The 24,373-nt window shown below is 74.5% G+C and carries 20 protein-coding genes and 1 tRNA gene; 7 read left to right on the top strand and 14 right to left on the bottom strand.

Annotated elements, in window-relative coordinates:
• Nucleotides 1-272: 272 nt before the first annotated feature.
• Nucleotides 273-974 carry an HAD family hydrolase gene (locus ACFC0B_RS20105; RefSeq protein ID WP_376087266.1) on the bottom strand — a complete coding sequence of 234 codons (702 nt, stop codon included), beginning with the start codon at nucleotides 972-974 and terminating at the stop codon, nucleotides 273-275.
• Nucleotides 975-1,114: 140 nt separating this feature from the next.
• A complete protein-coding gene (gene metH / locus ACFC0B_RS20100) occupies nucleotides 1,115-4,624 on the bottom strand; it encodes a methionine synthase (protein WP_376087264.1) in 3,510 nt (1,169 codons plus the stop codon).
• A gap of 145 nt (nucleotides 4,625-4,769) precedes the next feature.
• Between metH and ACFC0B_RS20095 the strand changes: the two genes are divergently transcribed.
• The gene (locus ACFC0B_RS20095) at nucleotides 4,770-5,870 is read left to right on the top strand and encodes a hypothetical protein (RefSeq protein ID WP_376087262.1); all 1,101 of its coding nucleotides are present in this window, start codon (nucleotides 4,770-4,772) and stop codon (nucleotides 5,868-5,870) included.
• A 3-nt stretch (nucleotides 5,871-5,873) separates the two neighbouring features.
• Here the strand turns inward: ACFC0B_RS20095 and ACFC0B_RS20090 are convergent, their stop codons facing one another.
• Nucleotides 5,874-6,398 (bottom strand): SRPBCC domain-containing protein, encoded by a 525-nt coding sequence (locus ACFC0B_RS20090; protein WP_376087260.1) that lies wholly within the window; start codon nucleotides 6,396-6,398, stop codon nucleotides 5,874-5,876.
• 318 nt (nucleotides 6,399-6,716) lie between these two features.
• Between ACFC0B_RS20090 and ACFC0B_RS20085 the strand changes: the two genes are divergently transcribed.
• Entirely contained in the window at nucleotides 6,717-7,667 is a 951-nt protein-coding gene (locus ACFC0B_RS20085) for a PAC2 family protein (protein ID WP_376087258.1), read from the top strand.
• 82 nt (nucleotides 7,668-7,749) lie between these two features.
• Here the strand turns inward: ACFC0B_RS20085 and mshC are convergent, their stop codons facing one another.
• From mshC to ACFC0B_RS20055, 6 genes are all read right to left on the bottom strand, one after another.
• The gene (gene mshC, locus ACFC0B_RS20080) at nucleotides 7,750-8,979 is read right to left on the bottom strand and encodes a cysteine--1-D-myo-inosityl 2-amino-2-deoxy-alpha-D-glucopyranoside ligase (protein WP_376087256.1); all 1,230 of its coding nucleotides are present in this window, start codon (nucleotides 8,977-8,979) and stop codon (nucleotides 7,750-7,752) included.
• Nucleotides 8,980-9,220: 241 nt separating this feature from the next.
• Entirely contained in the window at nucleotides 9,221-10,096 is an 876-nt protein-coding gene (locus ACFC0B_RS20075; RefSeq protein WP_376087254.1) for a carbohydrate-binding protein, read from the bottom strand.
• 141 nt (nucleotides 10,097-10,237) lie between these two features.
• Nucleotides 10,238-11,155: a helix-turn-helix domain-containing protein gene (locus tag ACFC0B_RS20070; protein ID WP_376087252.1), complete on the bottom strand. Its 918-nt coding sequence runs from the start codon at nucleotides 11,153-11,155 to the stop codon at nucleotides 10,238-10,240.
• Between the two features lie 124 nt (nucleotides 11,156-11,279).
• Nucleotides 11,280-12,056, bottom strand: coding sequence for an SCO1664 family protein (locus ACFC0B_RS20065; RefSeq protein ID WP_376087449.1), 777 nt, complete (start codon nucleotides 12,054-12,056; stop codon nucleotides 11,280-11,282).
• Nucleotides 12,057-12,148: 92 nt separating this feature from the next.
• A complete protein-coding gene (locus ACFC0B_RS20060) occupies nucleotides 12,149-12,718 on the bottom strand; it encodes a DUF3090 domain-containing protein (protein WP_376087250.1) in 570 nt (189 codons plus the stop codon).
• 195 nt (nucleotides 12,719-12,913) lie between these two features.
• Nucleotides 12,914-13,621: a histidine phosphatase family protein gene (locus tag ACFC0B_RS20055; RefSeq protein WP_376087248.1), complete on the bottom strand. Its 708-nt coding sequence runs from the start codon at nucleotides 13,619-13,621 to the stop codon at nucleotides 12,914-12,916.
• 123 nt (nucleotides 13,622-13,744) lie between these two features.
• Between ACFC0B_RS20055 and ACFC0B_RS20050 the strand changes: the two genes are divergently transcribed.
• Nucleotides 13,745-14,737: a magnesium and cobalt transport protein CorA gene (locus ACFC0B_RS20050; protein WP_376087246.1), complete on the top strand. Its 993-nt coding sequence runs from the start codon at nucleotides 13,745-13,747 to the stop codon at nucleotides 14,735-14,737.
• A gap of 76 nt (nucleotides 14,738-14,813) precedes the next feature.
• Here ACFC0B_RS20050 and ACFC0B_RS20045 read toward each other — a convergent pair whose 3' ends face one another.
• The gene (locus ACFC0B_RS20045; protein ID WP_376087244.1) at nucleotides 14,814-15,872 is read right to left on the bottom strand and encodes an LLM class F420-dependent oxidoreductase; all 1,059 of its coding nucleotides are present in this window, start codon (nucleotides 15,870-15,872) and stop codon (nucleotides 14,814-14,816) included.
• A 288-nt stretch (nucleotides 15,873-16,160) separates the two neighbouring features.
• Here ACFC0B_RS20045 and ACFC0B_RS20040 point away from each other — a divergent pair, with 288 nt between their 5' ends.
• Nucleotides 16,161-17,141: an aldo/keto reductase gene (locus tag ACFC0B_RS20040; RefSeq protein ID WP_376087242.1), complete on the top strand. Its 981-nt coding sequence runs from the start codon at nucleotides 16,161-16,163 to the stop codon at nucleotides 17,139-17,141.
• Between the two features lie 155 nt (nucleotides 17,142-17,296).
• The gene (locus ACFC0B_RS20035) at nucleotides 17,297-19,444 is read left to right on the top strand and encodes a helix-hairpin-helix domain-containing protein (RefSeq protein WP_376087240.1); all 2,148 of its coding nucleotides are present in this window, start codon (nucleotides 17,297-17,299) and stop codon (nucleotides 19,442-19,444) included.
• A 374-nt stretch (nucleotides 19,445-19,818) separates the two neighbouring features.
• On the opposite strand, the gene ACFC0B_RS20030 is transcribed toward ACFC0B_RS20035, so the two are convergent.
• Nucleotides 19,819-20,427 carry a hypothetical protein gene (locus ACFC0B_RS20030; protein ID WP_376087238.1) on the bottom strand — a complete coding sequence of 203 codons (609 nt, stop codon included), beginning with the start codon at nucleotides 20,425-20,427 and terminating at the stop codon, nucleotides 19,819-19,821.
• A 331-nt stretch (nucleotides 20,428-20,758) separates the two neighbouring features.
• Between ACFC0B_RS20030 and ACFC0B_RS20025 the strand changes: the two genes are divergently transcribed.
• Nucleotides 20,759-20,968, top strand: coding sequence for a DUF5703 family protein (locus ACFC0B_RS20025; RefSeq protein ID WP_376087236.1), 210 nt, complete (start codon nucleotides 20,759-20,761; stop codon nucleotides 20,966-20,968).
• A 71-nt stretch (nucleotides 20,969-21,039) separates the two neighbouring features.
• Here ACFC0B_RS20025 and ACFC0B_RS20020 read toward each other — a convergent pair whose 3' ends face one another.
• From ACFC0B_RS20020 to ACFC0B_RS20010, 3 genes are all read right to left on the bottom strand, one after another.
• Complete coding sequence (locus ACFC0B_RS20020) at nucleotides 21,040-21,987, bottom strand: chaplin (RefSeq protein ID WP_376087234.1); 948 nt, start codon at nucleotides 21,985-21,987, stop codon at nucleotides 21,040-21,042.
• 242 nt (nucleotides 21,988-22,229) lie between these two features.
• The gene (locus ACFC0B_RS20015; protein ID WP_376087232.1) at nucleotides 22,230-22,475 is read right to left on the bottom strand and encodes a chaplin; all 246 of its coding nucleotides are present in this window, start codon (nucleotides 22,473-22,475) and stop codon (nucleotides 22,230-22,232) included.
• A gap of 185 nt (nucleotides 22,476-22,660) precedes the next feature.
• Nucleotides 22,661-24,004, bottom strand: coding sequence for a M20/M25/M40 family metallo-hydrolase (locus ACFC0B_RS20010; protein WP_376087230.1), 1,344 nt, complete (start codon nucleotides 24,002-24,004; stop codon nucleotides 22,661-22,663).
• Nucleotides 24,005-24,258: 254 nt separating this feature from the next.
• Here ACFC0B_RS20010 and ACFC0B_RS20005 point away from each other — a divergent pair.
• Nucleotides 24,259-24,346: transfer RNA gene (locus tag ACFC0B_RS20005), tRNA-Leu, on the top strand.
• The last annotated feature ends 27 nt before the right edge of the window (nucleotides 24,347-24,373 follow it).

Here is a 24,373-nt window from a genome sequence, read left to right as displayed (position 1 = left end):
GGTGCGGTCCGGCTGCGATCGCGGGCACGACGGGGGTGCCCGTCAGCGGCGGTGCCTGGGCTCGGGGGTGGAACGAACCCGAGTAGCGTGCCATATCGAACACGCCCCCCCGACACTCGCAAAGGTGACGGTTGGGACACGGCGGCGGGGCTCTGGTCAGCACTCTCCGACGAGTTGTCAGGCAATGCCCGTTTTCTCCCGGGACGCTCCCCGGGACCGGCCGGGCCCGTCCGCTTACCGGCGGGTACGGCCGCTCCGCAATGAGACGACAATCACACTCGCGAGGTCACCAGGGAGCGCAGCAGCTCCAGGTCGACCTGCTCCAGCGAGGAGAGCACCAGGCGCCCCGGCGCCGGCTCGATCGGCGTCACCGAGGGCACCGCGATCACCGGGCAGCCGGCCGCCTCGGCGGCCCGCACCCCGGTCGGCGCGTCCTCCACCACCACGCAGCGGGCCGGTTCGGCGCCCAGCCGGCGGGCCGCCTCCAGGTACGGGTCCGGGTGCGGCTTGGTGCGCGGCACCTCGTCCCCGGCGACCGAGAACACGAAGTGCTCGGCGCCCAGCGAGCGGAGCACGATGTCGATGATGTGCCGGTGCGAGGCGGACACCAGCGCGGCCGGCACGCCGTGCGCGGCCAGCGTGTTGAGCAGCCGCTCGGCGCCCGGCATCAGCGGCACCCCGCCGCCCAGCAGGTCGACGAAGCGCTGGTTGATCAGCACGGTCAGGTCGGCCGGCGACAGGTCCACGCCGGTGGTGCTCAGCAGGTGGTCGATCACCCGGGTCATCGGGCCGCCGACCACGTGGGCGCGGTCCTCGGCGGTCAGCTGGTAGCCCAGGTCGGCGAAGAGCGAGGCCTCGGCCTGCCACCAGAAGTCCTCGGTGTCGACCAGCGTCCCGTCCATGTCCAGCAGCACCGCCTGGAGGCCCCGGTCGTCGCCGCCGAGGGTCTGGGTGGCGGTGGAGATGGTGGTCATGGCGGGATCCTTCCGTCCGTGCCCGGATCGGTCCCGGGGATGGCACGGGCCGGCCCGCTGGTGAGCGGACCGGCCCGTTCAGGGTCATCAAGACTACGCCCGGGTCGCCCGGATCGGGCGAACGATGCGCAACACGGGCGTTACCGGGCGTTGAAGTACTTCGCCTCCGGGTGGTGGATCACGATCGCGTCGGTGGACTGCTCCGGGTGCAGCTGGAACTCCTCGGAGAGCACCACGCCGATCCGCTCGGGCTTCAGCAGCTCGGCGATCTTGGCGCGGTCCTCCAGCTCCGGGCAGGCGCCGTAGCCCAGCGAGAAGCGGGCGCCGCGGTACTTGAGCGCGAACATGTCCTTGACGTCCTGCGGGTCCTCGTCGCCGAAGCCCAGCTCGTAGCGGACCCGGGCGTGCCAGAACTCGGCCAGCGCCTCGGCCAGCTGGACGGACAGGCCGTGCAGCTCCAGGTAGTCGCGGTAGGAGTTGTTCGCGAACAGCTCGTTGGCCGCCTCGGAGATCCGGTTGCCCATGGTGACCACCTGCAGGCCGACCACGTCGCGCACCCCGGACTCCTCCGGGCGGAAGAAGTCCGCCAGGCACAGCCGCCGCCCGCGCCGCTGGCGCGGGAAGGTGAAGCGGGTCCGCTCGGTGCCGTCCTCGTGGAAGACGATCAGGTCGTCGCCCTTGGAGTTGGCCGGGAAGTAGCCGTAGACCACGGCCGCCTCCAGCCAGCCCTCGGTCTGCAGCCGGTCCAGCCACATCCGCAGCCGCGGCCGGCCCTCGGTCTCCACCAGCTCCTCGTAGGACGGCCCCTCGCCGGTCCGGGCCGCCTTCAGGCCCCACTGGCCCTTGAACAGCGCGTCCTCGTCCAGCCAGGAGGCGTAGTCCGCGAACGGCACGCCCTTGACGATCCGCTCGCCCCAGAACGGCGGGGCCGGCACCCGGTTGTCCACCGTCACGTCGGAGCGGATCTGGCCGAGGTTGACCTCCTCCGGCTCCTCGACCTCCACCCGGGCGTGCCGGCGCTGCTTGAGCTCCGGCAGCGCGGCGCCCGGCACCCCGCGCTTGACCGCGACCAGCGCGTCCATCAGCCGCAGGCCCTCGAAGGCGTCCCGGGCGTAGCGGACCTCGCCCTGGTAGATCTCGTGCAGGTCCTGCTCGACGTAGGCGCGGGTCAGCGCGGCGCCGCCGAGGATCACCGGGAACTGGGCCGCCAGCTTGCGCTGGTTCAGCTCCTCCAGGTTCTCCTTCATGATCACGGTGGACTTGACCAGCAGGCCGGACATCCCGATGACGTCCGCGTTGTGCTCCTGCGCGGCGTCCAGGATCGCCGAGACCGGCTGCTTGATGCCCAGGTTGACCACGTTGTAGCCGTTGTTGGACAGGATGATGTCGACCAGGTTCTTGCCGATGTCGTGGACGTCGCCCTTCACGGTGGCCAGCACGATGGTGCCCTTGCCCTCCGAGTCGGACTTCTCCATGTACGGCTCCAGGTGGGCCACCGCGGTCTTCATCACCTCGGCGGACTGGAGCACGAACGGCAGCTGCATCTGGCCGGAGCCGAACAGCTCGCCGACCACCTTCATGCCGGACAGCAGGGTGTCGTTGATGATCTCCAGCGCCGGGCGGGCGGTCAGCGCCTCGTCCAGGTCGGCCTCCAGGCCGTTCCGCTCGCCGTCGATGATCCGCCGCTGGAGGCGCTCCTCCAGCGGCAGCGCGGCCAGCTCCTCGGCCTTGGACGCCTTGACCGAGGCCGAGGAGACGCCCTCGAACAGCTCCAGCAGGCGCTGCAGCGGGTCGTAGCCCTCCCGGCGGCGGTCGTAGACCAGGTCGAGCGCGGCCTCGCGCTGCTCCTCGGGGATCCGCGAGATCGGCAGGATCTTGGAGGCGTGCACGATGGCCGAGTCCAGGCCGGCCTCCACGCACTCGTGCAGGAAGACCGAGTTGAGGACGACCCGGGCGGCCGGGTTGAGGCCGAAGGAGATGTTGGACAGGCCGAGCGTGGTCTGCACCGCCGGGCGGCGGCGCTTCAGCTCGCGGATCGCCCCGATGGTCTCGATGCCGTCCCGGCGGGACTCCTCCTGGCCGGTGGCCAGGGTGAAGGTCAGGCAGTCGACCAGGATCGAGCCCTCGTCGATGCCGTAGTCGGTGGTGAGCTCGGCGATCAGCCGCTCGGCGATCTCCACCTTCGTGTCGGCGGTGCGGGCCTGGCCCTCCTCGTCGATGGTGAGCGCGATCAGGCCGGCGCCGTGCTCGCGGGCCAGTGAGGCGATCCGGCCGAAGCGCGACTCCGGGGCGTTGCCGTCCTCGTAGTTGACCGAGTTGAGCACCGCGCGGCCGCCGAGCGCCTCCAGGCCCGCCCGCAGCACCTCCGGCTCGGTGGAGTCCAGCACGATCGGCAGGGTCGAGGCGGTGGCCAGCCGACCGGCGATCTCCTTCATGTCGGCGACGCCGTCGCGGCCGACGTAGTCCACGCACAGGTCCAGCAGGTGGGAGCCGTCGCGGATCTGGTCGCGGGCGATCTCCACGCAGGCCTGCCAGTCGCCGGCCAGCATCGACTCGCGGAACTTCTTCGAGCCGTTCGCGTTGGTGCGCTCGCCGATCGCCAGGTACGAGGTGTCCTGGCGGAACGGCACCGACTGGTAGAGCGAGGCGGCGGCCGGCTCCGGGCGCGGGTCGCGCGCGGCCACCGGGCGGCCCTGCACCCGCTCGACCACCTGGCGCAGGTGCTCGGGGGTGGTGCCGCAGCAGCCGCCGACCAGCGACAGCCCGTACTCGCGGGTGAAGACGTCGTGCGCGTCGGCCAGCTCGGCCGGGCTCAGCGGGTAGTGCGCGCCGTCCTTGCCCAGCACCGGCAGACCGGCGTTCGGCATGCAGGACAGGCCGATCCGGGCGTTCTTCGCCAGGTAACGCAGGTGCTCGCTCATCTCGGCCGGGCCGGTGGCGCAGTTCAGGCCGATGTAGTCGACGCCCAGCGGCTCCAGGGCGGTGAGCGCGGCGCCGATCTCCGAGCCGAGCAGCATGGTGCCGGTGGTCTCCACGGTCACCTGGACCAGCACCGGCAGGTCCAGGCCCGCCTCGGCCAGCGCCTGCTTGGAGCCCAGGATCGCGGCCTTGGTCTGCAGCAGGTCCTGGCTGGTCTCCACCAGCAGGGCGTCCGCGCCGCCGGCGATCAGGCCGGCCGCGTTCTGCCGGAAGCCCTCGCGCAGCGTCTCGTAGGGGGCGTGGCCGAGGGTCGGGAGCTTGGTGCCGGGGCCGATCGAGCCGAGCACCCAGCGCAGCCGGCCGTCCTCGGCGCCGTGCGCGTCGGCGGCCTCGCGGGCCAGCCGGGCACCGGCCTCGGAGAGCTCGAAGACGCGCTCGGAGATCTCGTACTCGCCGAGCGCGGAGAAGTTGGCGCCGAAGGTGTTGGTCTCCACGCAGTCCACGCCCACCGCGAAGTAGGCGTCGTGCACGGAGCGGACGATGTCGGGCCGGGTGAGGTTGAGGACCTCGTTGCAGCCCTCCAGGTTCTGGAAGTCCTCCAGCGTCGGGTCCTGCGCCTGGAGCATGGTGCCCATCGCCCCGTCGGCGACCACCACACGGGTGGCGAGGGCCTCGCGCAGCGCGTTCGCGCGGCTCTGCTGGGTGACGGACGGGGTGGCTGCGGTGGCCATGGGGCTTCTCCCTGGGTGCGACGGCTGTCGGCTTTGCGGACCCGCTGAATCGGGAACGCACGTGGCCAGGGTATCCGGCCCCCGCCCGGGCGTGACCACCTGTTCCGTATCCTGAGCGTTCGGCCATGAGGGGGGAGCCCACAGCATGACCACATTCCGGACGCGCATTCGAGACGGGGTGCGCGGGGCGCTGCGCCGGGCGGGGGACCGGGCGGGGGCGCTGGGGGCCCGCTGGCGCGGCTGGTCCCGGTGGCGGAAGGCCCTGGTGGCGGTGGGTGCGCTGCTCGCCGTGGTGGCCGTGCCGATCGGCTCGGCGGCGCTCGCGCTGCGCCTGCAGTACGTCGGGGACCCCTCCCCCGAGGCCCGCACCCGGGGACGCGACGCCGTCTGGCTGGGCCACGCCTGGGTCGACGGCCGGAAGGGTGACGCCGACGTCGACGGGCTCGCCCGGCGGCTGGCCGGCACCGGTGTCCGCGACCTCTACGTGCACACCGGCCCGCTGGAGCACGACGGCTCGCTGCCGCCCTCCGTGCACCCCCGCGCGCGGTGGTTCACCGACGCCGTGCACCGGGCCCTGCCCGGGATCCGGGTGCAGAGCTGGCTCGGCGACGAGGTGAAGCCGGAGAAGGACGGCCTCGACCTGGAGGACACCGCCACCCGCGAGCGGGTCACCGCCTCCGCCCGCCAGGTGCTGGACCAGGGCTTCGACGGCGTGCACTTCGACATGGAGCCGATCCGGCCCGGCTCGAAGGGCTGGCTCGACCTGCTGGAGCGGGTCCGCCCGGTCACCGCCGGACGCGGCGCCGTGCTGTCGGTGGCCGTCCCGCAGATCGACCCGCTGCCGTACCAGCACACCGTCGGCATCGCGCTCACCGGCCACGGCAAGTGGTGGGACCAGGCGTACTTCGCCGCCACCGCCCGCCGGGTCGACCAGGTCGCGGTGATGACCTACGACTCCAGCATGCCCACCGAGGGCTTCTACGGCGGCTACAACGCCTACCAGACCGAGCTCGCCCTGGAGGCCACGCCGGAGGACGTCGACCTGCTGATGGGCCTGCCGTTCTTCTGGGACGACAAGTGGGGCCACTGGGGCTCCGCCGAGACGGTGACCGCCGGGATCCGCGGCATCCGGCTGGGCCTGGGCCGGTACGACCTCCAGCGGCGGAACTTCGGCGTCGGGCTGTACGTGGACTTCGCCGCCACCGAGCAGAACTGGGCCGACTACCGCCGCGAGTGGGTGCGCTGACGGCTACCCGGCCGTCCGGCGGGCGAGCGCGGCCAGGAAGCGGTGCACGGCGGCGCCCTCACCGGTCACGTAGTGCGAGACGGCCCGGTACAGCGGCTGGTACACCTCGCCGCGCTCGGTGACGGTGAGCGTGCAGCCGCCGCCGGCCGGGGTGAGCACGAACGTCCAGGTGCCGCCGTACGGCAGGTCGGGGTCGGCGATGCCGGTCACCAGGCGGTGCGGCGGCTCGCTCTCCACCACCTCGTAGACGGTGTGCCCGTGCCGGCCGTCCTCGCGCCAGCGCGGGCGGCCGGCGGCGGTGGCGGGCAGCCGTTCGACGTGCGCGACGTCCGGGCGCCAGGCCGGGAAGAGGTCGACGCCGGTCAGCACCTCCCAGACCGCCCCGGGCGGCTGCGCCAGCTCCAGGCCGCCCCCGCTGAGGTGCTCCACCGGCAGCCGCCGCCCCGCGGCCCACGCCACCGCCGACACCCCGGCCGCACCGGCCACCAGGGCCGCCGCCGCGGCGCCCGCCCACCGCCATCCGTTCATCCGCCGGCTCCTCGCCACCGCGCCGTCCGGCCCCCGCCTCCCATCATCGCGCCGCCGCCGCGCCGCGGCGCGCCCGGACCGCCGCGGACCGTGCGGGTGCGCCCGGATAACCGGTGGATCACGGCCGCCCCCTCCCCCAGACTGTCCCGGTGGCCCGGCGGAACGGGGCTTCAAAGCCCGTAGGCTGGGCAGGTAGGGAACCATGGAGCGAGGCGTTCCATGGGTGACGAGAGGTTCGACCGTCGGCATCCGGCCCGCCGGCGCCCGGGCAGTCCCGGCCGGGCGGGGCGGAGGCGGCCGACCGGAGGGAGACGCTGGGTGATCGAGCTGGAAGATGTTCCCGAGTTGATCGACCCGGTGATGGTCTGCGCCTTCGAGGGGTGGAACGACGCGGGCGACGCCGCCTCCGCGGCCCTGGCGCATCTGGACGAGACCTGGGGCGGCAAGGTGTTCGCCGCGCTCGACGCGGAGGACTACTACGACTTCCAGGTCAACCGGCCGACCGTCTGGCTGGACGGCGGGGTGCGCCGGATCACCTGGCCGACCACCAGGCTCTCGGTGATCCGGGTGACCGAGCCGACCACCCGGGACGTCGTCCTGGTGCGCGGCATCGAGCCGAGCATGCGCTGGCGCTCGTTCTGCAACGAGCTGCTGGGCTTCGCGCACGAGCTGGGCGTCGAACTGGTGGTGATCCTGGGCGCGCTGCTCGGCGACACCCCGCACAGCCGTCCGGTGCCGGTCAGCGGCGTCACCTCCGACCCCGAGCTGGCCCGCCGGCTGGACCTGGAGGAGAGCCGCTACGAGGGCCCCACCGGGATCGTCGGGGTGCTCCAGGAGGCCTGCACGCACGCCGGGGTGCCGGCGGTGACGCTGTGGGCGGCGGTGCCGCACTACGTCGCGCAGCCGCCGAACCCCAAGGCCACCCTGGCGCTGATCAACAAGCTGGAGGACCTGCTGGACCTGCGCATCCCGCCGGGCGACCTCGGCGAGGACGCCCGGGCCTGGCAACTGGGCGTGGACCAGCTGGCCGCCGAGGACAGCGAGGTCGCCGAGTACGTCCAGCAGCTGGAGGAGGCGCAGGACACCGCGGAGCTGCCGGAGGCCTCGGGCGACGCGATCGCCCGGGAGTTCGAGCGCTACCTGCGGCGCCGGGAGAACGTCGGGCCGACCGGGGAGAAGCCGGTCGCCGGGCACGCCACCGCGGAGCGGCCCGCCGATCCGGAGCCGCCGTCCGCCCGGGAGAGCCAGGACGGCGCCGAGGACGAGTGAGCCGGCCCGGCGCGTGGGCGCCGGTACGACGAAGGGCGCCGGGACCAGTGGTCCCGGCGCCCCTCCGCCGTTGCGGGGCCCGCTACAGCGCGACGCCGAGCAGCGCGTCCACGGTGCGGGTGACCAGGCCGGGCGCGCCGATGTCGGTGCCGCCCCCGGCCTGCTGCGCGGCGGCCCAGCGGTCCACCGCGGCCAGCGCGGCGGGCGCGTCGAGGTCCTCGGCCAGCGCCGCGCGGACCTCGGCGAGCAGCTGCTCGGCGGCCGGGCCGTCCGGCCGGGAGACGGCGGCGCGCCAGCGGGCGAGCCGCTCGACGGCCTCGTCCAGGGTGGCCTTGGTCCACTCCCAGTCCTCGCGGTAGTGGTGCGAGAGCAGGGCGAGGCGGATCGCCGCCGGGTCCACGCCCTCGCGGCGCAGCGCCGAGACGAAGACCAGGTTGCCGCGGGACTTGGACATCTTGTGGCCGTCCAGGCCGACCATGCCCGCGTGCACGTACGCCTTGGCGTACGGGTGGTCGCCGGTGGCGACCTGGGCGTGCGAGGCGCCCATCTCGTGGTGCGGGAAGGAGAGGTCGCTGCCGCCGCCCTGGATGTCGAAGGACATCCCGAGGAACTGCAGCGCGATGGCGACGCACTCGATGTGCCAGCCGGGGCGGCCGTGGCCGAGCTCGGTGTCCCAGGCGGGCTCGCCGGGGCGGGCCGCGAGCCAGAGCAGGGCGTCCAGCGGGTGGCGCTTGCCGGGGCGGTCCGGGTCGCCGCCGCGCTCGGCGAAGACCGGGCGCATGGCCTCGCGGGTGAGGCCGGAGACCGCGCCGAAGCCCGGGTCGGCCTCGACCGAGAAGTAGATGTCGCCGTCCAGCTCGTAGGCGGCCCCGCTCGCCAGCAGCTTCTGCACCAGCGGGACGATCCACGGGATGGACTCGACGGCGCCGATGTAGTGGGCCGGCGGGAGCAGCCGCAGCGCGGTCATGTCCTCGCGGAAGAGCGCGGTCTCGCGCTCGGCGAGGGCCACCCAGTCCTGGCCGGTCTCGACCGCGCGCTGCAGCAGCGGGTCGTCGACGTCGGTGACGTTCTGCACGTAGAGGACGTCGTGGCCGGCGTCCTTCCACACCCGCTGCACCAGGTCGAAGGCGTTGTAGGTGGCGGCGTGGCCCATGTGGGTCGCGTCGTAGGGCGTGATGCCGCAGACGTAGATCCGGGCGGTGCCGTCCTGCGGGACGACCTCCCGGATGCCGCCCGTCGCGGTGTCGTGGATTCGGAGAGGGAGCCCCTGACCAGGCAGGGCGGGAACCTCGGAAGCGGGCCAGGCATGCATGGATTGACTTTAACCGTGAGAACATTTGAAAGCCTAACCAGTCGGCAAGATCGACTGGATTCGCTTCTTTTCGTGGCCCGAGCGGTTCCGGACCGTTGGCGCCCGGCGCTTGACAGCGCCGGGCGAGCCGTCCCGGATCCGCCCCGCGCACGGCCTCGCGGGGCGGACCGGGCGGACGGGCGGCCCGGTCGGCCCTGCCGCCGACCGGGCGCCCGCGACCCTCGGGCCGCGGCCGGAGCCGCTACAACCGCTGCCAGAGGGCCGGCACGTTCGGCGGCTCCCACCCGACGATGGCCGTGTGCCCCTGGAGGCACCGGTAGGAGGAACCGCCGTAGGTCACGCGGTCGCCCGCGTTGTAGAAGGTGCCCGCGGCCCAGGTGCCGCCGCCGGTCTGGGTCGGCGTCGGCGTGGTGGGCGTGCTGGTCGGCGTGGTGGGCGTGGTCGTCGGGGTCGGGGTCTGCGCCACGTTGAGCACGAAGTCGTACGTGCCCTCCTTGGCCGAGCCGACCTGGCGGACGTTCATCAGCAGCCGGGCGTCGTAGATGGTGTCGGTGCTGTTGCGCGGCTCGTTCGGGAAGTACAGCTGGGTGGTGACCACCGGGCGGTTGGGCGCCTGCAGCTTGACGTGGATGTGCCGGGTGCGGCCCGGGTAGAGGCCGGGCACGATCGTGGTGAGGCTGAACGCGCCCTGGGCGTTGGTGAACTGGTGGCCGCGGAAGGCGAAGCCGGTGTTGTCGTAGGTGCCGTTCACGTCGGCCTGCCAGAAGTCCATCAGGACGTTGGCCAGCGGCAGGCAGGCGCGGCCGAAGACGTAGCCGCTGACGGTGAGCCGGGTGCCCGGGGTGCTGTCGGTGATGAGCGAGGTGCGCAGCGGGGAGTTGGGCTTGAAGTAGGGGCCCTCGGTCTGCTCGATGGTCGGGGCGTCGCCGTCGTGGCACTCGGGGGTGAACTCCGGCATCTCGCCGGTGCCGACGCGGTCGCGGGCCAGCGCGACGCCTCCGCCGACCAGCAGCGGTGCGGTGCCGAGCACGGCGGCGGCCCTGAGGACGGTCTTGCGGCTGATCCGGCGGTCGATCGGACCGTCCGTCCCGGTGAGGGGCTCTTCGGAAGCGGGCATGCGCCGACTCCTTCGGTGTGAGTGTGGGGGATCTGGTGGTGCTGTCCGGGGGCGGCCCTTGCCATGGTGGGGGCATGACAAGGACCGGGCCGGCGGGCCGCCCGCTCGCGCCGGGCGGTCCGCCGGTGGCCAGCAGTCAAACTACGGGCCGTCCGGGGCCGCCGCGATGGACGTGATCCGGGGATCGTGGTGATTTCCTCCGACCCTGGTCCGGAACTCCCCCGGCGTCATCCCGGTCTCCCGGCGGAAGAACCGGCAGAAGTACGCCGGATCACCGAAGCCGGCCTCCCTGGACACCTGCCGCACCGTCAGCTCCGTGCAGGCCAGCAGGCGTTTGGCCTCCAGCGTCTGCTGCTGGCGGATCAGCCGGCCCGGGGTGCGGCCGGTCGCCTGCTTGACCATCGCCTGGAGGTGCCCCGAGGAGACGCCGAGTTCGTGCGCGCAGGAGGCGACCGAGCGCTGCACCCCGCCCGGGATGGCGATCAGCCGGGTGAAGGCGGCCGCGAGGTCCCCGGTACGGCCGGGGAGCGCGCCCCCGCCGGCGGGCGAACAGGCCCGCAGGGCCCGCACGATGAGGATGTGCAGGCTGGCCCGCAGCACGCCCGGGTAGCCGGCCGGCCGGGCCCGGTACTCGGCCTCCATGTCCGCCAGCAGCCCGGCGATCGGTGCGGCCTGCTCCCCCAGCCGCACCGCCGGGCGGGAGGCCAGGGTGCGCAGCGCGGCGAGGTCCTGCGGGTGTGCCAGCAGGAAGTCCTCGTTGAACAGCACGACCTGGCCGGTGAGTTCGGCCGCGTCCGCCCAGTAGTGCACCTGGCCGGGGGCGATCACGCACAGCTGCGGGGGCTGCACCGGCCGCTGGACCAGGTCCAGGACGTGGGCGCCGCGCCCGCCGGTGACGAAGACGATCTCGTAGAAGGAGTGCCGGTGGGGGAAGCCGGCCCGGGACAGCGGGCCGATGGCGTCGAAGCTGCCGATCGCGAACGGGAGCAGATGCGGCAGCGGTACCTGGAGGCGGTGCAGCGGCAGGTCCAGGTGGGGGGTGGTCCGTCGCTCGTCCATCGTCGCAGTGTGCTGCCCGGGGTGCACACCGGTCCAGACCATTACCGGCTGAGCACCCCCGCGGTCCTCCTGGTCGAGAGGTGGGAGCGCCTTCGAACCCTCGGTCCGGCGGGCCGACCGGCCGTCAGATCGGCGGCCAGGGGATGGACGGCCAGTCCTCGGAGGGCAGCGGGTGGGTGCCGGTGGCGAGCAGCGCGGCCACCCGGGCGCGGGCGGCGTCCAGTTCGGCGGCGGTCAGGTGCGGGGCCAGCCGCTCCCCCAGCGCTCCGTCCAACTGCTCGGCCAGCCCGGTCAGCACCGCGGCCGCCCCGGCGGGCAGCGGCTGCCCGGCCCAGCCCCAGAGCAGGGTGCGCAGCTTGCCCTCGGTGTTGAAGGTGACGCCGTGGTCGATGCCGTAGAGCCGGCCGTCGGCCGCGGGGATCAGGTGGCCGCCCTTGCGGTCGGCGTTGTTGAGGACGGCGTCCAGCACCGCGAGCCGGCGCAGCCGCGCGTCGTCGGGGTGGACCAGCAGCGCGGTGCGCCCGTCGCCGACCTCGGCCCGGACGATCGGCAGCCAGCCCTCCTCGGGGCCGCGCGGGTCCTGGAGCGCGAGCAGCGGGGCGGCGTCCGGGTCGGGCTCCACCCACAGCTGCACCATGCCGGGGCCGTGCGGGCCCTCGCGCAGCACGGTGGGCGGCACCAGCCCCCAGCCGGTGGCGGCGGACAGCTCGTAGGCGGCGACCTCGCGGCCGGCCAGGGTGCCGTCGGGGAAGTCCCAGAGCGGGCGCTCGCCGGCCACCGGCTTGTAGACGGCCTGCGCCGCGCGGCCGTCGGCGGCGGTGACGGTGCAGTAGAGGGCGGCGTTGGAGGCGTCGGTGAGCCGGCCGTGCACGGTCAGCGCGCCCTCGCGCAGCAGGCTCAGCGCAGCGGGCTGGTCGGCGGCGAGGGCGGCGGCCTCGGCGGGGTCGGACCGCGGCGGCTCCGGCGGGTCGGCGGGCCGGGCGGTCGGCGTGTTCAGCGCCGGTACCCGTTCGCGCGCGGGCACAGGTGGCCCTCCGGGTCGAGCGGCAGGTTGCAGAACGGGCAGGGCTTGCGGCCGGCCGCGACGAGGTCCAGCGCGCGCTTGGCGAACACCCGGGCCATCGCGCCGGAGAGCCGCACCCGGAGCATGTCGGGGCCGTTCTCGTCGTCCTCGAAGACGGCGGCGCCCTCCTCCTCGCCCTCCTCCTCCTCGACCAGCGCCTGGGCCTCGACCACCAGGCAGCTGTCCACGCTGTCCCAGGCGAGCGCCATCGTGCCGACCCGGAACTCCTGTTCCAGCGGCAGGTCCAGCGGAGCGGTGTCGAGCAGGTCCTGCGGGGCGGTGGCCGGGATGGTGGCCTCGCCGCCGCTGCGGCGCAGCGCCTCGTCGAGGACCTCCTCGATCCGCTCGGCGAGCGCGGCGACCTGGGTCTTCTCCAGCAGCACGCTGGTGATCCGCCCACGGGCGCTGGCCTGCAGGTAGAACGCCCGGGCGCCGGGCTGGCCGACGGTGCCGGCCACGAACCGCTCGGGCTGGTCGTAGAAGAAGACCTGACGGGTCACGCTCTCGCTCCGGGTCGTATCGATCGTCGTGGGCGTCCCGCGGACGCCGCTGGGGTCGGTCGGGGGTCGGGGCTGGGTGGTCCGGGGCGCCCGGGCGCGCGGCGCGGGGACCCACTGGTCACCCTACGACCTCCGGGGCCGCGCCGGGGAGCCGAGGCCCTGGCCGGGGCTCCGGGCGGGGTCCGGGCCGGCGGCTCAGGCCGCGCCGGTGGAGCCGCCGACCACCGCGTCCCCGCTCGGGGCGCTCCGGCCGCCGCGGTCCGCCGGCCGCGGGGCGAGGGGGGCGAGGTCGCCGGTGTCGCCCATCCGCAGCACGAAGGGCCGGCGCGCGGTGTAGCGGATCGCGGTGACCGAGCAGGGGTCGACGTTGATCCGCTGGAAGTGGTCGAGGTGCAGGCCGAGCGCGTCGGCCACCACCGCCTTGATCACGTCGCCGTGCGAGCAGGCGATCCAGACCGCGTCCTCGCCGTGCTCGGCGGCGATCTTCTCGTTCCACTCGCGGACCGCGCCCACCGTGCGGTGGCTCAGCTCGCGCAGCGACTCGCCGCCGGGGAAGACGGCCGCCGACGCGTGGTCCTGGACGGTGCGCCACAGCGGCTCCTTGGCCAGCTCGGCCAGCGGCCGGCCGGTCCACTCCCCGTAGTGGCACTCGCCGAGCCGCTCGTCCAGCGCGGGCCCGGACAGGCCGGGGCGGGCGGCGAGCAGCGGCTCCAGACTCTGCCGGCAGCGCTCCAGCGGGCTGCTGACCGCCTGGACCAGCGGGACCGCGGCGAGCCGGTCGGCGAGCGCGGCGGCCTGGGCGCGGCCGGTGTCGTCGAGGTCCACCCCGGGCGTCCAACCGGCCAGGATTCCGGCGGTGTTCGCGGTCGAGCGGCCGTGGCGGACGAGCAGCAGGGTGGGCATGGGGCCTACCCTACGGCCTCCCGGGCCGGGCCCGCCCTCCCGTCCCGCCCGGGAGCCGGACGGTGCCGTCCCGCGGCGCACCGCGCTCGCGGGGGATGTCCCGGACCCTCGGCAGGGGCGACAATGGCCCGCATGATCGTCCATTGCGCCATCTACCGCGACGGCCGTCCGGTCGCGACGCCCGCGGACCCCGCCGGCAGCCTCGCCGCCGCGCGGAGCGCGGGCCCGGGCGGCTTCGTCTGGATAGGTCTGTTCGAGCCCACCGCCGAGGAACTCGACCGGGTCGGCTCCGAGTTCGGCCTGCACCCGCTGGCCGTCGAGGACGCGGTCGGCGCCCATCAGCGCCCCAAGGTGGAGGCCTACCAGGACTCGCTGTTCGTGTCGCTCAAGACGCTCGGCTACCACCCCGGCGGCCACGCGGTGACCAGCGGCGAGGTGATGATCTTCGTCGGCGAGGACTTCGTGATGACCGTCCGGCACGGCGCGGACAGCCCGCTCGGCGGCCTGCGCTCCCAGCTGGAGCAGCGGCCGGAGGTGCTCACGTACGGCCCGAGCGCGGTGCTGCACTCGGTCTGCGACACGGTGGTGGACGGCTACGTCGACGTGGCCGTGGGCATCCAGGCGGACCTCGACGAGCTGGAGGCGGACGTCTTCGCGCCCGGCCGGGTGGGGCGGGACGTCGCGGGCCGGATCTACGGCTACAAGCGGCAACTGGTCACCGTCCGCCGGGCGATCGGCCCGCTGCTCGACCCGATGCTGCGGCTGGAGCGCGGCGGCGTGCCGTACGTCCGGGCCGAGGCGCTGCCCTACCTGCGGGACGTCGCCGACCACCTGGCCCGCGCCAACGACCAGGTGGAGGGCATGGACCGGCTGCTGTCGGACATCCTGTCGGCGAACCTGGCGCAGGTGAGCGTGCAGCAGAACAACGACATGCGGAAGATCTCCGCCTGGGCGGCGCTGGCCGCCGTGCCGACGATGATCGCCGGCGTGTACGGGATGAACTTCGAGCACATGCCCGAGCTGCGCCAGCCCTGGGGCTACCCGGCGGCCGTCTCGCTGATGGTGGTGGTCTGCGTGCTGCTGCACCGGGTCTTCAAACGGCACGACTGGCTGTAGGGCCCGCCTCCGGTCCGCGGGCCGCCCCCTCCCCGGAGGCCCGGGCGAGGGGACGGCGGCCGCCGCGGCGGACCCGTCACGCCAGGCCGGCGCGCTCCAGGGCCTCGACGCCGGTGCGCAGCGCCGCGATCCGCTCGTCGAGCGTGAAGCCGGCCGGGGCCAGGGTGAGCGTGGTGACGCCCGCGTCCGCGTAGGCCTGCATCCGGTCGGCGATCCGGGCGGTGTCGCCGATCAGCGAGGTGGCGTCGACGAGGTCGCGCGGGACGGCGGCCGCCGCGCCCGCGTAGTCCCTGGCCAGGTAGCGCTCCTGGACCTCGTCGGCGGCCTGCTCGTAGCCCATCCGGCGGGCGAGCTGGTTGTAGAAGTTCTTCTCCTTGCTGCCCATGCCGCCGATGTAGAGCGCGGTGTAGGCCCGCTGGGAGTCGACCCCGGCCTCGATGTCCTCGCCGACCGCGATGGCCACGGTCGGGCAGACGTCGAAGCCGTCGAACTCCTTGCCGGGCTCGGCGCCGGCCTTGGCGCGGCCGGCCTTCAGCGGGTCGAGGGAGAGCGCGGCGTGCGCCGGGTCGAAGAAGATGCCGAGCCAGCCGTCGGCGATCTCGCCGGTCTGCTCCAGGTTCTTCGGGCCGATCGCGGCGATGTACAGCGGGATGTGCTCGCGCACCGGGTGCACGGTGAGCTTGATCGGCTTGCCGGGGCCGCCGGGCAGCGGCAGCGTCCAGTGGGCGCCGTCGTGGACCAGCCGCTCGCGGGACATCGCCTTGCGGATGATCTCCACGTACTCGCGGGTGCGGGCCAGCGGCTTGTCGAACTTCACGCCGTACCAGCCCTCGGAGACCTGCGGGCCGGAGACGCCGAGGCCGAGCCGGAAGCGGCCGCCGGAGAGGGTGTCCAGGGTGGCGGCGGTCATCGCGGTCATCGCCGGGGTGCGGGCCGGGATCTGGAAGATGGCCGAGCCGACGTCGATCCGCTCGGTCCTGGCGGCGACGTAGGAGAGCACGGTGGCCGCGTCCGAGCCGTACGCCTCGGCGGCCCAGCAGACCGCGTAGCCGAGCCGGTCGGCCTCCTGGGCGACGGCGATGTTGTCGGCGTCCATGCCGAGTCCCCAGTAGCCGAGGTTGATGCCGAGTCGCATGGGCACTGCCTTCCAGTCGGGTTGCTCGTGAGCGCGAGGACGCGTCCGGCCGACATGCTACTGGCCGGTAGGGGTGGTCCGGGTCACATTCCGGTCGAAGGCCGCCGCACCCGGCCCCGGCGCGGCCCGGCGGTGGTCGCCCTGCGGGTCTGCACCCCTGCCCGGGCACCGGCCGCTACGCTCAGCCGACGTGGGGCGCCGCGTCCCACCTGCGGGTTTGCCTCCGTCGCGCACGCCGCCCCGCAGCGTTCCGCCACCGCACCTTCGGCCAGTGAGAGGGCCCGTCCGATGGAAAAGCGTCACCTCGGCCGCACCGGGCTGCAGGTCTCCCGGCTCGGCCTCGGCACCATGACCTGGGGTCGCGACACCGACGAGCAGGAGGCCGCCGAACAGCTCAAGGAGTTCGTCGACGCCGGCGGCAACCTCGTCGACACCGCCGACGTCTACGCCGACGGCGACGCCGAGTACCTGCTCTCCCGGCTCACCGACGGCCTCGTCCCCCGCTCCGAGCTGGTCATCGCCACCAAGGCGGGCAGCGTCCCGGCCTCCGGCCGCCGCTTCGACGGCTCGCGCGGCCACCTGCTGTCCGCGCTCGACGCCTCGCTGCGCCGGCTCGGCACCGACTACGTCGACCTCTGGCAGGTGCACGCCTTCGACCCGGCCACCCCGGCCGAGGAGACCCTGAGCGCCCTGGACATCGCCGTCGCCTCCGGCCGCGCCCGCTACGTCGGGGTCTGCGACTTCAGCGGCTGGCAGCTCGCCAGGGCCGCCACCTGGCAGCACGCCCACCACGGCCGGGTGCCGCTGGCCGGGGCGCAGCTGGAGTACTCGCTGCTCCAGCGCGGGATCGAGCGCGAGGCCCTGCCGGCCGCCCGGGAGACCGGGGTGGGCCTGCTGGCCGGCTCCCCGCTGGGGCGCGGCGTGCTCACCGGCAAGTACCGGCACGGCCTGCCGCCGGACTCCCGCGGCGCCTCGCCGTACCTGTCCGGGTTCGTCCAGCCCTACCTCGGCGAGCGCGCCCGGCGGATCGTGGACGCCGTCGCCACCGCCGCCGACGGGCTCGCCAGCAGCCCGCTCGCGGTCGCCCTCGCCTGGGTGCGGGACCGCCCCGGGGTGGCCAGCGCGCTGGTCGGGGCGCGGACCGTCGGGCAGCTGCAGGCGGCGCTGTCGGTGGAGGAGCTTACGCTTCCGGAGGAGATCCGCGGTGCGCTCGACGACATCTCGGCGCCGGTCCACCGCTACCCCGACCAGGGGTGGAGCGAGCTGTAGCGGCCGCTCGACCCCGCGACCCAGGCCTTCCCGAACCGACCGACCGCCGGCCCGGCCGCCCCGCGCGGCCCCGGACCGGCCCGACCCGGCCGACCGCCCCCAGCACGGGGCGGGCGGCGCCCAGCATGTGGAGTTGAGCTTTTGTGGAGCGGACGATGACTGACGCGGAGAACGGCGCTCCCGAGGAGGCCTCGGCGGGCTCGGGCGGCGGCGCGGCCGGTGGCGCGGGTGCCGTTCCCGGGCAGGCGTCGCCGGAGCGGCGCGGGTCGGACGGCCCGGCGGGCGCGGACCGGGCGGCGGCGGTCGCGGCGCTGGCGGAGCGGGTGCGCTCGGTCGGCCGGTCCGCCGGGAGCGAGGAGGGCCCGGCGGCCGGGGGCGGGGCGCCCGCGGCCCGGGCCGACCAGCCGGTGACCGACGAGCAGCGGGCCCGGGCGCTCGCGGCCGCCACCGAGGTGCTGGCGGCGGGCGGCGCCCCGGCCGAGCTGGCCGCGGCCGCCGTGGCGGCCTTCGGCGACGGCGCGGCCGAGCAGCTGCGCGAGGACCCGTGGGCCGTGCTCACCCTGCCCGGCGTCCGCCCCGAGCACGCGGACGGCTTCGCCCGCGGCCTGCTCGGCCCGCAGGCCGGCCCCGGCGACCAGCGGCGGGCCCGGGCGCTGGTCGGCTGGCTGCTGGAGCAGGCGGCGCTGCGCGGCCACTCGGCCGTGGAGATCGGCGAGCTGACCACCGGGCTGGAGCGCCTCGGCGTTCCGGACTGCGCGGCCGCCGTGCAGGCCGTCGTGGTCGACGGCCACGCGATGCCGTTCCAGGAGGAGCTCACCGGCGCCGAGGCGCACGCGGCGGGCGGCGGCGAGGACGACGAGCCGCCGACCCGCACCCTGCTCGCCCTGGAGCGGCTGGCACTGGCCGAGGAGAGCCTGGCCGAGGGCCTGATCCGGCTGATGTCGACCTTCGTTCCCGGCGAGGACCCGGCGGAGGCCGGGGAGACGGCTGCGGACCCGGCCGAGGAGACGGCCGAGGACGGTGACGCCGACGGCGGCGCCGGAACCGGCGAGGACTCCGAGGATGCCGAGACCGCCGAGGAGGCCCCCGCCGCGCCCGGGCCGGCCGCCTGGGAGGCGGCCGCGGCCGCCGCCCCGTCCTCCTCCGCGACCGCCCTGGTCCGGACCGTCGCCGAGAGCGCGCTCGTCCTGCACACCGGCGGCGACGCCGCCCGCGCCGAACCGGCCGCCCTGCTGGCCGCCGCCACCGGCCTCGGCCTGCGGGCCTGGGCCGCCACCTGGACCGACCAGGGCCGGGACGCCCTCACCGCGCTCCCCCCGCTCGCCGACGCCCCCGCCGACGCGCCCGCGCCCGTCGCCACGCTGGCCGAGCTGCTGGCCGGCACGTCGGGCCCCGGCCGGGCCGGCGACGGCACGCTCGCGCTCGACCTGCTGATCGTGCTGGACGCCCCGCTGCTGGACGTCGAACTGGCCGCCACCCTGCTGGAGTCGCTGGCGGACGGCACCCGCCTGGTGCTCAGCGGCGACCCGGGCCAGCTCTGGTCGGCCGGCCCCGGCCGGTTCTTCGCCGACCTGCTGGCCGCCAAGGCCTGCCCGGCCGTCGCCTCCCGCACGCCCGACTTCGGCCCGATCGGCGAGCTGGTCTCCGGCGTCGGCATCGGCGAGCTCCAGCCGGTCGAGGCGCCCGACAAGGAGGTGGTCATCCTGACCGCCAAGGACGCCGGGGAGGCCGTCCACCGCGCCATCCAGCTGCTCACCGACTCCATCCCGCGCGCCCTCGGCATCCCGTCCGAGCAGGTCGTGCTGCTCACCCCCGGGCACGGCGGCGGGGCCGGCACCCGGGCGCTGAACGCCGCCGCCAAGGCCCGGCTCAACCCGGGCCCCGGCCGGTTCGGCGGCTTCGACCCGGGCGACCGGGTGATCGACTCCCCCGCGCCCGGCCACGTCCGGCCGGCCCGCGTGGCCGACGGCGACGCCACCGGTCTGCACCTGGAGTACGCGGACGGCACCCGCCGCACCGTCCCGCCCGCCGAGGCCGGGAAGCTGCGGCACGGCTGGGCGCTGACCGTCCACCAGGCGGTCGGCCGCCGCTGGCCGGGCGCGGTCGTGGTGCTGCCGGAGGACGCGGGCGCGGCGCTCACCCGGCAGTGGGTGTACACGGCGTTCGGCCGCGGCGAGCGCCACCTCTCGGTGGTCCACGCCGCCGGCCCCGCGCTCCCGCAGGCCGTCGCCGGGCGCCCGGCCGCGCCCCGCACCACCCGGCTGCGGGCGATCCTCGCGGAGAACGCGGCCGAGTCCTACTGACGCCACGCCGCCGCGCGCCGCAACGGCCGGAGGGCCTCCTCGGATCCGAGGGGGCCCTCCGGCCGTTGCGGGCCCGGCAGCCATGAACAGCGCTCATGGTTCCGGCAGAAAGCAAGCCTGGGACGCATGGCCGGGGCCCGGCGGAGGGTGGAGGACGTCCGCCGCGCGCGCCGCACCCGCCGTCCGTCGAGAGGAACGTCCGAAACCATGCGCCTGAAGCACCCGTTCCGCCCCGCCACCGCCGGCTCCACACGTTCTGGAACGCCGCGGGAGCAGCGCCACCTGGGCGCCGCCGTCGGCTGAACCGCCCGCCGCCCCGCCCGCCGCCCCGCGCGCCGGTCGCGCGGGGCTCGGGCGTCGCGGCCCGACCGGGGTCAGTCGTCGGGGTCCTCGTCGTCGTAGACCTCGCTCACGTCGAACCGGCAGATCAGCAGCTGCGGATCCGCGTGCTCGAACGGCTCCGGCAGCCACTCCCCCGGCTCGCTCGGCTCGGCGGCCGCCACCCAGAGCGTGGAGTCGGCCTCCTCCAGCCCGAACTCCTCGCTGCGGGCGGCGATCTCGTCCGGCTCGAACTCGCCGAACAGCACGCCGATCGCGGCGTTCACCCCGCCGCCGTCCGAGCCCCCGCCCGGGGTCAGCGACTCGTCCAGCCGCTCGGCCTGGGCGCGCAGCCGCTTCGGGTCGACGACGTGGTAGTCGCGGCGGATCAGCACGCTGATCGCCTCGGGCTGTTCCGGGCCGTGGTACCCGCCCGGACCCTCGTCACCGGGGACCTCGAAGGGGGTCACCTCGTCGTAGACCTCGTACAGGAGTTGGTCGTACGCGATGGCCGCCGTCGCGAGCTGCTCGTAGGCGGTGGACACAGCGGCGTCGTCCGCTGCGCTGTGGCTTGACACCGCTTCCAGATGACGGTCGATGGCGGCCTTGACCGCCTCGGCGGCGGCGCGTACCTCGGCAATGGTGGGCTGCGCGGCATCAGACATGGAGCAGACGCTATCTCCCCTCGGTGCCGGTACGCACAGCGGTTGTCACCTACACCCGCGATTTCACCGCAACTTCCCCCACGATGTCCGTTCCGTGCAGGTCTGTCCCCCGGGGTGTCGCCCGGCCGCGCGCGCCCGGCGCCCGCCCGCCCGGTCCGCGCGGGCCGTCCGGGTGCCGCTTCGCACGGCGCACCGGGGGTATGCCGCCCACAGGAGCAACGGAACTGATGCGCTGTCAGTGCGGTGCGGGCCGGGGCGGCCGGAAAACCCCGGGCCCGTTGTCGGAGGCAGGCCGTAGGCTTGCCCGCAGGCGTCCCACAGGAGGAGCGTTTTGACCCCACCGAAGCCGGTCCGCCAGCCGGAGTACGAGTACCAGTCGCTGCGCATGCCGCGCGGGACGTCCCGCAACGCGGCACGCCAACTGCTCACCGATCACGCCGAGTACGGGCACTGGGAACTGGACAGGCTCCGCCTGTTCCCGGACGGCAGCCGCACGGTGCTGCTGCGCCGGCGCATCATCCGGCAGATCCGGAGCTGGTGACCGCGGACGCGCGGCGGCTCGGCCCGCCGCGCGTCCGGTACGTCCGGGGTGTGCGCTGTGCCCGGGGGGGCTCAGCGGGCGCCGGCGCGGGCCCGGCGGTAGAGGACGCCGCCGCCGATCAGCAGGGCCAGGCCGGCCGCGCCGAACAGCTCGGTGTTGCCGGCGCCGGTGGCGGCCAGCTGGTGGCCGGCCTCCGCGGTGGCCGGGCCGCCGGCCCGCTCGACGGCCGGGGCCGCCTCGGCCGGGGCGGCCTTCTGCTCGACGGGAGCCGCCTCGGCCGGACCGGCCGCCCGGGGGACGCCCTGGACGGACTCGGCCGCGGTCTGGGTGACCGGCGGCGTGACGACGGGCGGCGGCGCGCTGTGCGGGGTGTGCTCCTCCGGGCAGTCCTCCTCCGGCACGACGGGCTTGCTGGGCGCCGGCGCGACCGCGTTGACACAGGTGTTGCCGTACGCCGGGTTGAGCGCGCCGACCACGTCGACGGAGTTGCCGCAGGCGTTGACCGGGACGTGCACCGGGGCCTGGACGCTGTTGCCGGAGATCACGCCCGGCGAGCCGGTGGCCGTGCCGGAGGCCGCGGCCCCCGAGGCCGCAGCCGCCGCGGCGGTGCCCGCCGCCGCGGCCGAACCCGCCTGACCGGAGCCCGCTTGGCCGGAGCCCGACTGACCGCCGCCGGACTGGCTTCCGCCGGACTGGCCCCCGCCGTTGTGCGTACCGCCCGCCTGGCCGCCACCGGTGTGCGTACCGCCCGCGTGGGCGCCGCCGCCGGGACGCCCGGAGGCGTTGGCGCAGGTGTTGCCGTAGGCCGGGTTCAGCAAGCCGATCACGTCGACCGTGTTGCCGCAGGCGTTGATCGGCACCTCGATCGGCACCTGCACCGAGTTGCCGGAGGCGACGCCCGGCGAGCCTGCCGCGACACCCTCCGCGCCGGCGCCCGCATGGGCGTAGCCGGCGGTCGAGGCCAGCACACTGCCGGTGGCCACGGCCGTGAGGAGCCCCTTCTTGGCTGCGTTCCTCATATTTTCCCCTGACATTTCGAGACGACGTGACGACCCTCCGAAAGTCGGAATTACCGATCGGGCGGAGAGGTCCTCGGCTGCATGGGAGAAAACGAAGGAATCCGCCGGGAGGTTGGCCGGCGGATCCCCCATTCACCCTTTCGAGTGGTCCCATGGACCGGCCGCAGGGCGCGCAGGAAAAACAGGCGCCCCCGGCACGGCGCGCACGCCGCCCGGGGGCTGGCCCAACGACCGATCCGGGATCAGACGTTGAAGCAGGTGTTGCCGAACGCCGGGTTCAGCACGCCGATCACGCTGATGGTGTTGCCGCACGCGTTGACCGGGATGTGCACCGGGATCTGGATCTGGTTGCCGGAGAGGACGCCCGGGGAGCCGGCGGCCACGCCCTCGGCACCGGCACCGCCGTGGGCGGAGGCGACACCCGTGACGGCGAGCACCAGGCCACCGGCGGCGGCGGTCACGGCGGCGATCTTCTTGACCTTCATCATTCCTCCTGTATGAACACCCGGATATCGGTTCCGGGCCGTCAGAGGAAGCAACGAGGGTGCGGCAAACGGGGTACGGAGCGGAGCCCGCCTTCACCCAGACCGGTGATACGACGAACAGGAAATCGATCTGTCAGAACGGCGACGGCCCGCCCCGGACCGACCGGGAGCGGGCCGTCGCCGGGCGCTCAGCAGGCGTCGATGAACCGGTCCAGCACCCGCACGCCGAACTTCAGGCCGTCCACCGGCACCCGCTCGTCCACGCCGTGGAACATCCCGGCGAAGTCCAGCTCCGGCGGCAGCTGCAGCGGGGCGAAGCCGAAGCAACGGATCCCGAGGTCCTGGAACGACTTGGCGTCCGTCCCGCCGGAGAGGCAGTACGGCACGGCGCGGGCGATCGGGTCCTCGGCGCGCAGCGCGGTCTGCATCGCCTCGACCAGGGCGCCGTCGAAGCTGGTCTCGATCGCCTTGTCCGAGTGCAGGCTCTCGCGCTTCACGCGCGGGCCGAGCACGCTGTCCAGCTCGGCCAGGAACTCCTCCTCGTAGCCGGGCAGGAAGCGGCCGTCCACGTGCGCGGTGGCCTGGCCGGGGATCACGTTGACCTTGTAGCCGGCGCCGAGCATGGTCGGCTGGGCGGTGTTGCGCAGCGTGGTGCCGATCATCTTGGCGATGCCGCCGAGCACCCGCAGCGTCTCGTCCATGTTCTCCGGGTCGAGCTCGACGCCGAGCGCGTCCGACAGCTCGTCCAGGAAGGCCCGCACGGTCTTGGTGATCCGCAGCGGGAACTGGTGGCGCCCGAGGCGGGCGACCGCCTCGCACAGCTCGGTGATGGCGTTGTCGTCGTTCTCCATCGAGCCGTGCCCGGCCCGGCCCTCGACCGTGAGCCGCATCCAGTGCATGCCCTTCTCGGCCGTCTCCACCAGGTAGAGCCGGGTGCGGTCGTTGACGGTGAAGGAGAAGCCGCCGACCTCGCCGATCGCCTCGGTCACGCCCTCGAAGAGGCCCGGGTGCTTGTCCACCAGGTACCGGGCGCCGTAGGTGCCGCCCGCCTCCTCGTCCGCCAGGAAGGCCAGCACCAGGTCGCGCGGGGGCTTGCGGCCGGTGCGCAGCCGGTCGCGGACGACCGCGAGGGTCATCGCGTCCATGTCCTTCATGTCGACCGCGCCGCGCCCCCAGACGCAGCCGTCGGCGATCTCGCCGGAGAACGGGTCGTACGTCCAGTCCGCGGCGTTGGCCGGCACGACGTCGGTGTGCCCGTGGATCAGCAGGCCCGGACGCGAGCGGTCCTCGCCCTCGATCCGGACCACGGTGGAAGCCCGCCCCTTGGCCGACTCGATGATCTGCGGTTCGAGGCCGAACTCGGCGAGCTGTTCGGCCACGTACTCGGCCGCCTTGCGCTCCCCCGGGCCGGAGCCGTCGCCGTAGTTGCTGGTGTCGATCCGGATCAGGTCGCGGCAGAGGTCGGCGACCTCGGATTCGCCCGTCACCTTCGGCGCCGCCGCCCGCTCCGCCGACTCGCTCCGCTCGCTCACGGTCACTCCTCGTCTCCAGCCCGCACCGGCGCCCCAGCGCCAACCCCCGGGACCTCCGCCCGGGTCGCACGAGCACGTCCGACCATCCTCTCCCAGCCCCCGACCCGGATCCACCCCCACGAAACGGGCCGACACACCGCCGCAACCTGCGGTCCCCCGTCCGGAGCCGTTTTGGGGCCGGAAGCCGATCACTGCTACAGTTACATCTGTCAGCGCGGCCGACGAACAGAAGGAAGCCGCGAGGACAACACCCCGTCCGGGTGGCGGAATGGCAGACGCGCTAGCTTGAGGTGCTAGTGCCCTTTATCGGGCGTGGGGGTTCAAGTCCCCCCTCGGACACCAGCAGAGACCCTTGTTTATCAAGGGTTT

This window comes from Kitasatospora sp. NPDC056184, from assembly GCF_042268405.1.
Taxonomy (GTDB): Bacteria; Actinomycetota; Actinomycetes; order Streptomycetales; family Streptomycetaceae; genus Kitasatospora.
Note: the sequence above shows the minus strand (reverse complement) of the source record. Positions and strands in the feature narration are given on the sequence as shown.